The 14,116-nt window shown below is 58.0% G+C and carries 10 protein-coding genes; 3 read left to right on the top strand and 7 right to left on the bottom strand.

The genetic code is table 11. The annotated features are described in order from the left end of the window. Positions 1-92: 92 nt before the first annotated feature. From NZK35_RS32600 to NZK35_RS32585, 4 genes are all read right to left on the bottom strand, one after another. Positions 93-1,070, bottom strand: coding sequence for a hypothetical protein (locus NZK35_RS32600; protein WP_259636709.1), 978 nt, complete (start codon positions 1,068-1,070; stop codon positions 93-95). Positions 1,071-1,078: 8 nt separating this feature from the next. After that, complete coding sequence (locus NZK35_RS32595) at positions 1,079-2,023, bottom strand: hypothetical protein (RefSeq protein ID WP_259636708.1); 945 nt, start codon at positions 2,021-2,023, stop codon at positions 1,079-1,081. Between the two features lie 84 nt (positions 2,024-2,107). Beyond that, positions 2,108-4,585 carry a vWA domain-containing protein gene (locus NZK35_RS32590; RefSeq protein ID WP_259636707.1) on the bottom strand — a complete coding sequence of 826 codons (2,478 nt, stop codon included), beginning with the start codon at positions 4,583-4,585 and terminating at the stop codon, positions 2,108-2,110. Positions 4,586-4,686: 101 nt separating this feature from the next. Further along, positions 4,687-5,244, bottom strand: coding sequence for an RNA polymerase sigma factor (locus NZK35_RS32585; protein WP_259636706.1), 558 nt, complete (start codon positions 5,242-5,244; stop codon positions 4,687-4,689). A 216-nt stretch (positions 5,245-5,460) separates the two neighbouring features. Between NZK35_RS32585 and NZK35_RS32580 the strand changes: the two genes are divergently transcribed. From NZK35_RS32580 to NZK35_RS32570, 3 genes are all read left to right on the top strand, one after another. Then, positions 5,461-6,813, top strand: a complete 1,353-nt coding sequence (locus NZK35_RS32580) for a Gfo/Idh/MocA family protein (protein ID WP_259636705.1) — start codon at positions 5,461-5,463, stop codon at positions 6,811-6,813. A gap of 204 nt (positions 6,814-7,017) precedes the next feature. Further along, positions 7,018-7,875 carry a sugar phosphate isomerase/epimerase family protein gene (locus NZK35_RS32575; protein WP_259636704.1) on the top strand — a complete coding sequence of 286 codons (858 nt, stop codon included), beginning with the start codon at positions 7,018-7,020 and terminating at the stop codon, positions 7,873-7,875. A 20-nt stretch (positions 7,876-7,895) separates the two neighbouring features. After that, positions 7,896-8,195 (top strand): hypothetical protein, encoded by a 300-nt coding sequence (locus tag NZK35_RS32570; protein WP_259636703.1) that lies wholly within the window; start codon positions 7,896-7,898, stop codon positions 8,193-8,195. Positions 8,196-9,064: 869 nt separating this feature from the next. Here the strand turns inward: NZK35_RS32570 and NZK35_RS32565 are convergent. The 3 genes from NZK35_RS32565 to NZK35_RS32555 all read right to left on the bottom strand — a co-directional run bounded on the left by NZK35_RS32565 (position 9,065) and on the right by NZK35_RS32555 (position 13,912). Then, positions 9,065-9,289 (bottom strand): hypothetical protein, encoded by a 225-nt coding sequence (locus NZK35_RS32565; protein WP_259636702.1) that lies wholly within the window; start codon positions 9,287-9,289, stop codon positions 9,065-9,067. Positions 9,290-9,451: 162 nt separating this feature from the next. Further along, positions 9,452-13,192 (bottom strand): protein kinase domain-containing protein, encoded by a 3,741-nt coding sequence (locus tag NZK35_RS32560; protein ID WP_259636701.1) that lies wholly within the window; start codon positions 13,190-13,192, stop codon positions 9,452-9,454. 108 nt (positions 13,193-13,300) lie between these two features. Next, positions 13,301-13,912: an RNA polymerase sigma factor gene (locus tag NZK35_RS32555; RefSeq protein ID WP_259636700.1), complete on the bottom strand. Its 612-nt coding sequence runs from the start codon at positions 13,910-13,912 to the stop codon at positions 13,301-13,303. Between the last annotated feature and the right edge of the window lie 204 nt (positions 13,913-14,116).

Below are 14,116 nucleotides of genomic sequence, written 5' to 3'. Positions count from 1 at the left end.
GCGGATGCAATATCCGGGCTAAAGCCTGCACACCAACACTCCTGCCCGTGCCATTCGGGTCACGCTCGCTAAGTTTAAAAGTTGACGGACCACTAGCTTCCGGCGGCCAGGATCAGCAACAGCAGCATGCCGATGGCGGCGACGATCAGGGCGACGGCGATCATCTTGATCAACGATTTGGGTGACGTGCCGACCATCAGACGTAGGTCCTGGCCACAGATCACCACGCGGTACAATTGGTCTTTGTAGCGATAGGCCAGGACGTAGGCGGGCAGCGACATTCGCCGCGTGACGAGTCGGCGCAGAACGATCGCGACTTTGACGTTGCGGAAACGTGTTCCGGGGATGAAGTGTTGCTGCGCCCGCTGGGCGGCGATCCGGTGAATCGCCGCCGAAACCTCTTGCCGTGCTTGCGATCGCTGGACATCAAATCGCTCCAGAGTGGCTTCGCGATCGGCCCCTTCGGGCGTCTCCCGCTTGGTCGCCAAGTTCATCCCCGGACTGATCGCGGCCGCTTCGCTGAGGCTCAATCCGCGTGACGCGGAGACGAGGATGTCATCAAACTGGATATTGTTCTGGCCCGAATGTGGCGCCCAGTCCGATCGTCCGGAGCCTTCGTTCGAATCTGCCGTCCAGCTGACGAAGGCCTCCGCGTCGAACACCCAGGCGACCCACCACAGCGGTTTCAGTTGGGTCAATTGAGCCGATGCAGACAAGTCCGAGGGGCGGAACCATCCCCGTGAATCGAGCCAGCCCCGCAGCGCCGCGCGGGCTTCGTCGGCTGTGACGGTGAATGGCAAGTAATGTTCGGTCTGTTCCATCGGGTCGTCGATCGATTCGACTTTGACCACGTCGCCGCAAAACGAACACGAGGGGGCTTGGTGTTTCGGGTCGTAGGCGATCGCTGCCCCACAACCGGTGCAACGCAAAATCTGTACCGCCAGTTTCTTCCGCTCGGCAGTCTGAGCCTTCAAGGCCGCTTGGCCACAGATCGCACAGCGCAGATCGCCGGACTCCAGCGGTGACTCGCAACGGGTGCAATTGATTTCGGCGGTTTGGGTTTCCTTCATCGTTTCGCTCATCCTTGCGCCGCCATGAACAAGAGGAAGAGGATTCCGATCAGCAACAGCACGCCGACGACCGCGAAGGTGACTTTGGCGGCCGAGACGGGGACCTTGCCCGCGACGCGACCGGTTTGACCGTTGACCAGGATTTGGATCGGCGGTCGGTCTTCCGCGTAACGCACCGCGTAGGTCCAGATCGGCAACAACACCAAATCAATCACCTCGTGTGTCAGATCGGTTTGGTACTCCAAGTTACTGTGGGAGTCTCCGGGCATAAAGTTCTTGAGCATCGTCCCAACTTTTGCAATCGTTTCGTCGTGTGCCAAGCGGAAACAATCGTCTTGGCTGCGCGAGGGTTCTTCGGCAAGCCAGCCGGAGATAAACGAGTCGGCGTATCGCCGCAGGGCACGCAGGTCAAACGGTTCGACGGCTTCCAGGGCCGCATTGGTGACGCCCTGTGAGGCGCTGACGAGCACGTCGAGAACGTAACAGCAGTGGTTGCCGGCCAAGGGACGCCACTCGGTTTTCGTCACCGTGCGTGTTCGCGTGACCGTCTTTCCCTTCGAATCGGTGGTCGTGTACGTCTCGGTCACCGTATAATTCTCACCGATGCTTGCCGAGTACCGCGTGTTGGCAACCGCGCCATACAAGTAGGCCGGCAGGTAGACGCCTCGCGTCAGTTCCGGAACGGCGGCCTTGAAATCCGATCGCGCGAAAATGTGACTGCCGGCGACCCAGTTTTTGACCGCCTTGGTCGCGTGCTCGTGATCGACGACAAACCCGACCAGAAACGTGGGTGAGGGCCGATTGGGCGAGGGTGGACGGCTGACGATCGATGGCGAAGCGCAATAGGGGCAAAGCGTCGAACGCAGATGCGCTCCCAAGACAAGCTTCGCGCCGCACGATTGGCACGAAATCTCCAGCTGATCCGATGTCGAATTGGCAAGGTCAGTCGCCATGTAACTCCCGCATGCTTCGGTGGAAAACCGTCAGTGTAGCAGGCACGGCGGACGCGTTTGCAGGGCGGGAAAAAAGCAAAGGTCTCATTCTTCACCGAGTTGCTTGGCCCGTCTGACCAAGGAGAGAAACTCGTCGCGGTAACCGGAGCGATCGTCGACCGCGCCGGCGGTGGCGATTTCTTCGACCATGTCAAAGTTGCAGTTTCCCTTGTGCGGAGAGTTTCGCAGCAGCATGGCGAAGGCGGCGACGGAGGCGGCGAACTGGAAGTCGCGGTCGGTGCGGTTGAATCCCTTGCCGCTGTCTTTGACCGCAAATTCGATCAGCTTGCTTTGCTCATCGGTCGGCGGTTTGTAGCGAAGCTTCAGCGTCAACATCTCGCCGCTGGCGGCTTGTTCGCTGTAACGAATGGGGCGTTGGTATTTCAATTCCTCAAGCGGTGCGGGGGCCAACGCCGGATCCTCGGAGTTGAGCTTGCTCTTGGGAACGATTTCATACAACGCCGTGACCGTGTGTCCGGCTCCGATTTCACCGCCGTCTTTGTCGTCGTCGTCGAAATCCTTCGCATTCAAGATGCGATTTTCGTAGCCGATCAATCGATACGATTCGACTTCCATCGGGTTGAACTCGACTTGAATCTTGACGTCTTTGGCGACGGTCATCAGGCTGCCCTGCATTTGTTCGACCAAGACCTTGCGGGCTTCGTCTTGGCTATCGATGAACGCATAGTTGCCGTTGCCCTTGTTGCTGATCTGTTCCATCATCGCGTCGTTGTGGTTGTCGCTGCCGAACCCGAGCACGGTCAAGAAGATGTTGCTTTTTGCATTGTTTTCGACCAATCGGATCAGCTCGTCGGTGTCGGTGAGCCCGACGTTGAAATCACCATCGCTGCACAGGATGACGCGATTGGTTCCACCGTCAACGAAGTGGTCCCGGGCGATGCTGTAGGCCAGTTCAATGCCGTGGCCGCCGTTGGTCGATCCACCGGCACGCAGGCGGTCGAGCGAATCGACGATGAGCTTCTTGCGGTCGCCGGTGGTCGCATCGAGCACCAAGCCGGCCGCTCCGGCGTAAACCACAATCGCGACCGAATCGTTTTCGCCGAGTTGGTTGACCAACATTTTCATGCCGTTGACCACCAGCGGTAATTTGTTGGGGCGATTCATCGATCCCGACACGTCCAACAAGAACACCAGATTGCTCGGCGGGCGATCGACGTCGGCGACCTTGGCCTTGATGCCGATTCGGGCCAATCGATGTTTCGGGTTCCAAGGACACTCGGCGATCTCCATCGCCGCGGCAAAGGGCCGGTCATCTTGTGGAGGCGCGTAGTGGTAGTCGAAGTAATTGACCAATTCTTCGATCCGCACCGCGTCCGGGTTGGGCCATTGGTTGTACTGGGTCAGATTCATCCGCAGCTTGGCATAGGCGGCGGTATCCACGTCGATCGAAAAAGTCGAAAGCGGCGCGATGCCGACCGGCAGGAAGGGATTCTCGATGATCGGCGCGAATTGATCGCCACCGCCGACTTCCATGTGTTCCATCAGCGACGGAATTTCCGCCATCGCTTCGCCCAGACTTGGTCGCGGTTGCCCGGTTGCCAGAGCATCGCCAGCCATGCCCATGCCCATGCCCATCATCTCCTCCATGTCATCGACAGCGCCGATCCGAAACTCCGGTCCTTGGGGCGGGCGACGCGGACGCCAGTAAGGCGGCGGCACCGGCTGGGCCAGCAGCGGATTCATCGGGGTCGCAGTGGCGGGACCTGCTGGTGGGCCTGGCGAGCCGTCGTCGTCCGCTTGCTCCGATTCAGCGAGCATCGTGCGTTCGTTTGGCGTCCCGGTCGGAGCGGGCGTTTCGTTTTCTAGTGCCGCCGCGGGTTCCGGTTGCGAATCGGTCGCAAGCCCGGGCTGTTCCACCGCGGTGTCCATTGCGGTCGCACCGAGGTCTTGTGCTTCGGCGTCGGAGCTTGCCAGGGTCGGACCGGGGGACTCGATTGCCTCAACGTCTGTTGTCGAAGAGTTGGCCTGATTCGGTTGGGCGGGCGGGGCGGCGGCGTCGGCAAGCATGGCACGGACGGACGCCAGTTCCATTTCGACCGAACGTTTTTCCGCGACCAGCCGTTGCTGTTGGGATTGCATCTGGCTGATCTGATCCCGCAGCTGCCGGGTATCGGTGTTCGCCGTGATGACGCGATTGAGCGCCGGCAGGGTCAGCCCGGAAACCAGCAGCAACGTGGCGGCGATGGCCAGCCCGAGCACCCACGTTCGCGTCGACGCATCCGGCGTGGTCGCCACCACCGGCGGCGGCTGGGGCAGGGGATCACGGATGGCGTTTTCGATGCGTTGACGGTCGGCCAAGTTGACGCCCATGGTGTCTGCGGCGAGTTCGGCTTTGACGGCCCCGACGGCGTCACGAACCGATGCGACGATCGCCCGCACTTCCGGCGACGCGTCCATCATCTTCATGAACTCGGTCGCTTCCTCGCGTTCCAGTTCACCGAACACAAACGCGGTCGCGCGTTCTTCGATCCCTTCTTGTTGGTCGGTTGGTTCGGATGTCATGGTTCTGGTTCTCGGGTGGGTGTGCACGCGCCGCCTACGCGTGACGTTGCGGTTGGGTGGTTGGATGGTTCAAAGGTGCTCAGTCATTCAGTGGTGGCTGGTCATTCCGCGGTCGCCAATCGGTTGCGTATCAGTTTCAAACCCGTGCTCAGCAGGTACCCGACGTTGCCGACGCTCAGCCCCGTCAATTCGCTGATTTCTCGATAGCTCAAATCCCCATGGATCTTCAGCCGAATGACTTCTTGCTGTCGCGGCGGCAGCGTGGCCAATAGGCCCTGCGCGTTTTCGTACCGTTCGTTTATCTCGGCGATGGACACGGGATCGGAGTCTCGGCTGATTTGGCGTGAGGCGTTTGCATCGTCGAGTGTTTTCATCCGGCTCTCTTTCTTCAGGATGTCCAAGGCGCGATTTCGGCAGACTCGAAACAGCCATTGTCGAACGCGATCTTGGACCTGTCGGCGAGGCTGCTTGCACAGTCGAACAAACGTGTCTTGAACGACGTCGCTTGCACGGTCGCGATCGCCCAGCAGGTGTGTCGCATAGCCCATCATTGGGAGTTCGTTTTCCCGAAAGACTTGGGTCAGCCATGCTTGGTCGCTCAGCCGCTCGGGGGCGGCGTCATCGCACGATGGATCGCATTGGTGATTCAAGTGGTTCATTGCCCGCGCAAGCAGAAGGATGCTCGTCCATGCATAGTGAAAGACGATCGAACCGCCACGGCCTTAGAAAAAAAGGCGAATCGGTGTGACGAAGAGCCTGGAAAGATCAATTTTGGTCGGAATTCGACGCTCCGTGTGCCGTGTTGTTACACTTTTCCATCACCAGCCCGCGTTTCCGCTTCCCCTCCATTCCCCCCATCTGCCGGGTCAATCGCCATGCATGCTATCGATCGTCGTCGGTTTCTTGTTCAAAACACTGCCGTCGCCGCGGCGGCAGCGACCTCGCTGTCCCTCGTCCCGCGACCTGCCCAGGCCGCCGCGAACGACCGCATGAAGGTCGCGTTCATCGGTGTGGGCGGGCGAGGCGGAAGCAATTTAAAGGCGATCACGGCGACCGGAAAAGTTGACGTCGTGGCCCTTTGCGACGTCGACACACGCTTCGTCGAAAACACCGCAAAGCAGTTTCCCGCGGCACGCAAGTTTCAAGACTTTCGCAAACTCTATGACCAGGTCGGCAAAGAAATCGATGCGGCGGTGGTCAGCACGACCGAACACACCCACGCCTACGCCACCATGCCGGCGTTGCAATTGGGCAAGCACGTCTATTGCGAAAAACCATTGGCCTACAACATCGCCGAGACGCGCGCGGTGACCGAAGCCGCCGCGCGGGCCGGCGTGGTGACGCAAATGGGAACACAGATTCACGCCAGCGAAAACTACCACCGCGTGGTCGAATTGATTCAGTCCGGCGCGATCGGTGACGTTCACGAAGCCCACGTCTGGGTCGGTCGTGCTTGGGGACTGCAGTCCGAAGCAGACGCCAAAAAGAACGACCGGCTGTTCGTCGATTCAAGACCCGAAACGGGGATGACACCGCCGAGTTACCTGGACTGGGATCTGTGGTTGGGGCCGGCGCCCAGGCGACCTTTCCACAACGTTTATTTCCCCGGACCCAATTGGTACCGCTGGTGGGATTTTGGCAACGGCACGATGTCGGATCTGGGCAGCCACTGGAACGACCTGCCGTACTGGGCGCTCCAGCTGGACGCACCCCAGACGGTCGAAGCGTTTGGACCACCCGCCCATCCCGAAATCGCCCCGGCGTCGATGTCGGCGGAATACCACTACGGCCGCCGCGGCGATCGGGTCCCGGTTAAACTGACGTGGCACCAAGGAACACATAAACCGGAAATTTGGAAACGCGGCGACATTCCGCAATGGAACAGCGGCGTGTTGTTCATCGGTTCAAAAGGCATGCTGCTTTCGGACTATCGAAAACACGTGCTCTTGCCCGAAGACGACTTCACCGATTTTGTCCCTCCCGAGCCGTTCATCCCCGATTCGCCGGGGCACCACGAAGAATGGGTGGCGGCCTGTTTAGACGGCGGCCAGACCGGCAGCCCGTTCAGTTATGCCGGTCCGCTGACCGAGGCGAATCATCTGGGTAACGTCGCCTATCGCGTCGGCAAAAAAATCACTTGGGATCCGGTCAACATGAAATGTCTCGGTTGCCCCGAAGCCGATCCGTTCATCCGCCGCCAGCCCCGCGCGGGTTGGTCGCTGTCGTGACCGAATCGCCTGTGGCGCAAGCTTCCAGCTTGCGATCAAGTCGGTAGGGCATGCGATGCATGCCAAACGTCACGCACAGCGTGACCTACGGGAATGTCACGCACAGCGTGACCTACGGGAATGTCACGCACAGCGTGACCTACGGGAACGTCACGCACAGCGTGACCTACAACTGTTCAACTCTTTCACGCCTGGATTCGCATCATGCAACGACGCACCGTTTTGAAATCTGCTGCTGCGACGTCGGTCGCGCTGGCAACGCAGTCACTGCCCAACAAGGCCGTCGCCGGGCAGTTCACCGGCAAGATCAAAAAAGCCATTAAACTTCACATGGCCACCGGCAACGAATCGGTGCTGGAGAAGTTTCGCATGATCCGCGACATCGGATTCGACGGCGTGGAACCTCGCGTCAAACTCGGCAAAGAAAACCAAGCGCTCGTTCGGTCCTATGCCCAGGCGAGTGAAGCGACCGGACTGCCGATTCATGGCGTGGTCCATTCCAGCAATCCCGATTTGGTCGGTGCGATCGATCAGGCCAAAATGCTCGGCGCCAGCTCGGTCTTGCACGTGGTTCGATACGATCGAAAGATCAGCTACTTGCAGAATCACGAGGAAACCAAACAGATCATTCGTCAAGCGATCGGACATGCCGAGAAACAGGGGGTGATGATCCTGTGTGAAAACGTCTGGGCGTCGTATCTGATTGAACCGATGGGGATGGCCCGCTTCATTGATTCGTTCGACAGTCCGATGGTGGGGATCTATTTCGACGTCGGCAACGTGGTCCGCTGGGGTTGGCCGGAGCACTGGTTGGAAGTCATCGGTCGCCGCGCGAAGAAGTTGGACATCAAAGAGTATGACTTGACCATTGCGATGAACGAAGGCATGCGGGAAGGGTTTCGCAAGCCGCTCGGTGAAGGCAGCATCGAGTGGGACAAGGTCCGTGCGGAGCTGGCGAAGATCGATTACCACGGTTGGGCGACGGCGGAGGTCAAGGGCGGCGACCGCAAACGTTTGGTGGAAATCGCCGAGCAGATGGACCGGGTGTTGGATCTGGTGTGAGTTTCACCGCACTGCGTCCGATGGTAAAAACTCCGGACATTGGCCGCGCCCAACCCGATCGACGATCTCTCGGCATTTACGAACTCAAGGACGGTGTGCGGAGAGTTTGCCTGGTCGAACAAGGCGGGACCGATGTCCCCGCGGAGGAACGCATCCCCGACATGAAATACTTGAAACGTCCCAAGACGTTCGAATCTCCAGCTGGTAGCAACACTCTGTTGATGGAGTTCACCGAGGTTGGAGCGTCACTTCGATTCCAGCCAGATGGACTTCCGTGCCTTGCTCGTATCATTGACCAACGTCCTTTGCCGATCTTCTGAAACAGCGAAACACTCCAATTTCGAATCGCGAGGCGGAAAACAAAGCGATGTCAACGAGACCGGTGGGCAAATCAGGAAGGTCACCGCTGAGGGATCGATTCTCATCGGAGTCGTGACATAGCCTCGATCGGAATCTGGGAATTGCACTTTGAGCGGACTCACAGCCGATCCCATACGCCATGACTCCGCAATCCCCTGAGGCGTTGGAACAAAAAAGTCGTAGCGAAAATGGTCTCTCTTGAAGCCTAGGCGAACAGCGGTGTCCGCCCATGATTCGTTGTACTTGAGCCCAATCCGAAACTGCGAAAAATCAAACGAACGGTTGTACACGAAGATGCGAAGCTTGTTCGTTTCTTTTCTCTCGAGTCCTGATGGCGCACCGAACAACGTGGGCTCCCCGTGATCGATCTCGACGATCTTGGTCGGATAGTTCTCCTTCATTGACGCGATTGACTTGATCAGCTGACCGCGAAATTGATCGGAAAGGCTGGACAGATCTAGTTTCTTGTATCCTGCGTATCCACAGAACGTCAATGACATCTCCTCGGGTCGATCGTAGTCCACAATCGTGAGTGCTCCACTTTTGAGGGCCTTCCATTCGGATTGGTCGATCTCGAAGTAGAAGAAGGCGTCACCGGGGATAAAAAAACTGTTGTTCGCAGAGCATGGCGTCGCGAGTAGAAAGCAGATTCCAGCTACAAACATAATCCGAGACATCGTTTGAGTTCCTCGTGGGGACAACTATTGATTCTGTGGCTTGCACTTCATCGAATCTTCAAGCCATGCGATCGGAAGCTCTGGAGCACGGCTTGGTGCGGATGAGCGGCCCTGTCGCAACGTCGATTGTAACATCAACTGACAATCCGACATCACGCAGCGATTTCCGTGTCGCCACGCCCCAACTTTTGGATTCCGATGGCTCGATCAACCTCTTCCATCGCATCTTCCTGCTCGACGGTGAGAATGATGACTCGTGGATTCGATATGCGATTCGGTTTGGGCAATGTGATGACCAGTACCTCGGCAACATTCTCGTTGACAAACAAGGAAGTGAAACCTGCCGAGGGTGGAGCGGACTCACGCAGCTTTGCCAATTGCGGATCACGCAGGATATGTCCCGGTCGAGCTCCAACAACATGTTGAGCATTCGCAGGGACGAGGGTCAGGTCGTAGCGAAGAAGTTGCGTTGGTGTTTTTTCGCCCACCGGCTCCGTCGCGACTTGCTCTACCGTGGGCTTGGACGACTGGGCTTCGGATTATTGAGCAGGATTCTGAGCTGCGGTAAAGATCCGGCAATTTGCGCGCACACCGGGCCGCAGATACCGTTGATCAGGCCACGACTCGCTGTCATCTCCCTTGATGAGAACGCGAAACATTCCTGCGTCGTCAGCCTTGGGATCGAGGCTGATCACCTTACCGCCGAAAAAGCCAGCGGGTTCCGCGGCTGGCCAGCCTTCAAATTCCAATTGAACACGGTCACCCTCCTGCACAACGTTCGCATCATCGCCCGACACCCATAGCTCGACCGCGCGTTCCGATGTGTCGAGATCAATCTCGGCCAGCATCTCGGTCTCCTGTGGAACGAAGGCCACCACCCTGCCCATGCCCAGAATGTCCGGTTGTCGCGTTTCAACCTTACCTGCGTTATCTGGCTGCCGCCGGAACTCCATCAGCATGATGTTGCTGCCAGCTGGGGAATCAAACGTCGTGGGACGTTTCAAGGGTTTCGTGTCGGGGATACGTGCCCCCGCAGGCGTATCAGTCCCGCCTTGTTCGGCAAGGCAGATTCGCAGCACACCGTCCTCGAACTCGTAGATGCCGAACGCTGATTGGGCGTGGCCAATGAAGTCAATTGTCTTGGGGGAGATTGTGCTGTTGATCTCGATCCGACCGGTGTCAACCTCGGACTTTTCACCGTTCGGCGTCCTTTCCTTGATGACAAACCTGTTGCCCTTGATCTGGAGCAGGAGACCGCCAAACCCATTTTCGGTGGCAAGCTGTTTTCCGCCTTCGGTGAGCGAAACAGTTTCCCATTCTCCCTGGAGCTGTGCGTGGTCGCCGTCCGCGGCCGCGCCGTCGCCGGAATCACCGACCGGAACGAGTGCCACGCGAAAGCCCTTCATGTGTGGTGCCTCGCGGCCGGCCACGCCAAAACCCCGGATGAACGGCGAACCACAAGGTTCCGCGTAGGTGAGCCAGTCACCTCCGCGATATGCGTGAATGGGGGACCCAACGTCTACCTCCGGATCCTTCCCTCCAGAGAGTTTGCTTTGCCAGGCGTCGCGGACCCACTCGCGCACGTTCCCATACATATCGCACAATCCCCACGCGTTCGGCTTTTTCTGGCCGCCTGGGTGCGGCGTGCCGTCGGAGTTTGCGCTGTACCAAGCGTAGTCTCCAAGCTCACTGAGATCGTCTCCGAACGTGGAAGGGTACACCAAGGCTTTCTCATCGTCCCAGACCAGGGTCGTGCCTGCTCGGCAGGCATACTCCCACTGAGCCTCGGTCGGTAGTCGATATTCCCAACCCTTGGGCAAGCGACCGGCTTTGCGTTCAAGTTCCGTGAACTTTTGGCAGAACTTCTTGGCCTCGTTCCACGCCACCTTCTCAACCGGCAGGGCTTCGCCTTTGTTCTCGCTCGGATTTTCGCCCATCAACGCTTCATACTGCGCCTGCGTCACCTCGTATTTACCCATCCAGAAGCCCCGGGTCAGTGTCACTGGTAGCTGCTTTCTGCCCATCTTGAATTCTCCAGCAGGGCACCAGCACAGCGGCATGTCAAACTGATTGTCTGACCGCTGCTGACCAGCTTTATGGGTTTCAGCATCGGTGGCTCGCCTAGCAAGCGGATGAAATTCGAGCATCTTATCCGTGATCTTGCCGTCGATGGTTGGATCGTAGGTCGTCGTCCGCTCGCTGATACGAATGCCATCAGATTCGATCCGTTCGTCAATCCGTCGAACGAGATGGGACTGTTTATCGATCCACAGGATGATTTGCTCGTCGCGGAAATTGTATTCCAAACGAAAACACTCAACATTCTGAAGCTTACCGTCCTCGATCTGTCTCGGGTCGATGAGGTCCAAGTCGACCCAACCGTCAAGTTTTTTGGGCATGAGCATGGCCGGAATTCGACCGACATCTCCCCCTGTGAAACCAACTGCTTGAGCCATGGCGAGCTCCAGTGATTCCGGTTTTTGGAATCCTGGTTCAATGTCCCACGAGGTTTGGATGTCTTGCCCGTCGAGAGAGATCAGCAACTCATCGTCATATTGGTCTTTGATTTCGAATCGAAACCGGTCGGGACGCTGAAAAACTGTGGTAAGGGAATGCTCGAAAGTGATTTTCGGTGAGTCAGCGTTCTCAACAATCACTGTCTTGATGACGCCTGAATCGCGGTATGACTTGCACTGGGCGTACGCTCTTGCCATCCGGTCGAGGATCTGCTGCACCTCAATGTCATCTGACAACGTCTGCGAGTGAAATCGCTCGCCATCCTTGGTGACCACAACCTCACCTTTGACGTAGTCGACCTTGAAGGCGATCTTATCACCACGACGAATCTGGAAGCTGTCGGTCTCGAACTCGAAATCGGCGTAGTCGTTGCGAACGATCAGCGACTGTTCACCGGGGCGGATGGTCAGGGGTTTCCCGTCTCCGTCCTTCATTGTGATGGTATGGTCCTTGATGCTCACTTCGAGCGACGGATCGGTCACCTCAACGCGAACCACTCCATGGTCGGTTTGGACGTAGTAGACGAGTCCCGCGAAGAGCGCCGTGAAGAACAACGCGGCAACGGCGGTCAACGACAGGAACGTGGGCTTCCAGTGACGGGGTTGGACTTGATGACCAGGCGATGATTTTGAAATCTCCTCTTGCCTGGCTCGTGCAAAAGACTCCAGCGCGTCTGCAACTTCCTTCGGCGTGAGATACCGCTCATCGGGATCCTTGGCCATCATCCTGGACGCGATGGCCACAAGTTCTTCGGGAACATCGTCGCGCACTGAATCCAACGCTTCCGGTTCAACGTGTGCCAGACTCTTGAGTTTGTGCATGATGCTGCCATCGTCAAACGGCGCCCGACCAGAAAGCAAGTAATAGAGTGTCGCTCCAAGACTGTAGATATCGCTTCGGATGTCGGCCTGACGGGCGTCCTCGGCCTGCTCCGGCGAAATGAAATCGGGCGTGCCCATGATCGCGCCAGCCGCCGTCAGTTCACCGCGAGCTTCGACTGAGTCAGCGTCTACCAATGCTTCCGGCGCCAGCGAGGCGAGGCCGAAGTCGAGGATTTTCACGGTGCCATCTGCAGTGACCATCATGTTGTGAGGTTTGATATCCCGATGCACCATGCCACGTTCGTGTGCGTGTTGCAGACCGATCGCAGCCTGTCGGACGTACTCACACGCGTCGGCAACCGGCAAGGCACCTCGGTCTTTCACGACTTGTGACAGGTCGACACCGTCAACGAACTCCATCACCATGAAGTGGAAGTCACCAGCTTGATCGGCGTCATACGCGGTCACAATGTTGGGATGAGACAGTTGCGCGGCGGCCTTCACTTCGCGGTGGAAGCGATCGATGGCTTCGGCTTTTCGAACCAGTCCGCGATTGATGACCTTTAGCGCCACCGTCCGTTCCATCTTCCGGTGGCGAGCTTGATAGACATCGCCCATACCGCCCTTGCCAATCAGATCGATGATCTCGTACCGCGGGTGCTGAGCGAGCGGTTCGGGAACGCCCGCCGAACTCCGATTGGCAGTGCCCGACTGGTGATCCACTGTCGGAGCGTTTGGTTCCTGCTCTGCGCTTTGCAGAAGCTCAATGAACGTGTCAGCGGATGACAGATCGGCAATCGTCTCACAGCAAGGTTCACACTCGTTGATATGCCTCTCGATCGCAGTCGCTTCATCAGGAGGAAGTTGTCCAAGTCCGAAAGCGTGTAAATCGGTAGGGCTGGGGTGGGTTGTTTGCTCAGGCACGGTTGTTTGCTCAGGCACCGGGGGCTCTCCATCGTTGAATTTTCAGCATTCGTCTCTCGGGCACAGACGGATCCGTCCGCGAGTGACGTGCGGCTATCTTTAAAGAGCCGCAGCCGCACATTTATGTTAGCGCCGGGCCGAAAAACCCGAATATGAGTCGACAAGCCCTTGGGATTCCTGACGTAACCTGCCTAGTACTCGGGACTTAGCCGTCACAACAGCATTCAGCGAAATCTGCATTTCTGCTGCAACATCACGCGGCCTTTCCCCCTTGAGGGCGACCCGATCGAACGCTGTCCACGTGTTGGGGGCGAAATGAGGCTTGACCAGTTCGAGTAGCTGTCGCAAGACGTATCGGTCGTGCTCCTCGTTCCAAAGCTGACTCAACTCACTGGTTGGAATCTCCAGCTCAGCCAACCGCTCGTCGATATCGGAATGACCGCGTGCCTCCCGACGGCGGTCTCGTGCTCGCCAGAAATTTCGCAGCCGATTGACCAGAATTCCCTTCAGCCACCCCCGAAAAGCGCCCGGCTGCCCACCATGCTCAAACTTGCTGAGATCCTTCGATACCGCCAGCAACACCTCTTGTAGCAAATCTTCCGCGTCGCTCTCTTGAATGTCGTACTTCCGCAGCCATGCTCGAATGAGTGGTGCGTACAATGTTACGAGCCGATCCCAACTCTCCGATTCGGAAGACTGTTGAAGACGGTGCAGCAAACTAAGCGACGTTTCATTCATGTTGGGTCTGGGCTGGCAGAGCTGGACCTGGGCCCTTCGTGACTCCGCTCAATCCGTGCATTGTGGTTGACGCTCGGGATTGTTTTCGCGGCTTATGATCGCATTCTAGCCGAAAGTCTACCGGTACCCAGGAGATTGATCGGGCGTTCGTTGCATCCGCCGCGCCCAAATCGCCACTGATCGCATGTCGTTTTGGGCAGAGCC

It is taken from the genome of Stieleria sedimenti (genome assembly GCF_025060895.1).
In the GTDB taxonomy this organism is placed as follows: Bacteria; Planctomycetota; Planctomycetia; order Pirellulales; family Pirellulaceae; genus Stieleria; species Stieleria sedimenti.
This window is presented reverse-complemented; position numbering and strand designations above follow the sequence as displayed.

Bases quoted from the DNA above. Each gene is read 5' to 3' on its own strand.
- NZK35_RS32585 (WP_259636706.1), bottom strand. From the start codon at position 5,244: ATGAACCACTTGAATCACCAATGCGATCCATCGTGCGATGACGCCGCC.
- NZK35_RS32600 (WP_259636709.1), bottom strand. From the start codon at position 1,070: ATGAAGGAAACCCAAACCGCCGAAATCAATTGCACCCGTTGCGAGTCA.
- NZK35_RS32595 (WP_259636708.1), bottom strand. From the start codon at position 2,023: ATGGCGACTGACCTTGCCAATTCGACATCGGATCAGCTGGAGATTTCG.
- NZK35_RS32580 (WP_259636705.1), top strand. From the start codon at position 5,461: ATGCATGCTATCGATCGTCGTCGGTTTCTTGTTCAAAACACTGCCGTC.
- NZK35_RS32570 (WP_259636703.1), top strand. From the start codon at position 7,896: ATGGTAAAAACTCCGGACATTGGCCGCGCCCAACCCGATCGACGATCT.
- NZK35_RS32575 (WP_259636704.1), top strand. From the start codon at position 7,018: ATGCAACGACGCACCGTTTTGAAATCTGCTGCTGCGACGTCGGTCGCG.
- NZK35_RS32590 (WP_259636707.1), bottom strand. From the start codon at position 4,585: ATGACATCCGAACCAACCGACCAACAAGAAGGGATCGAAGAACGCGCG.
- NZK35_RS32555 (WP_259636700.1), bottom strand. From the start codon at position 13,912: ATGAATGAAACGTCGCTTAGTTTGCTGCACCGTCTTCAACAGTCTTCC.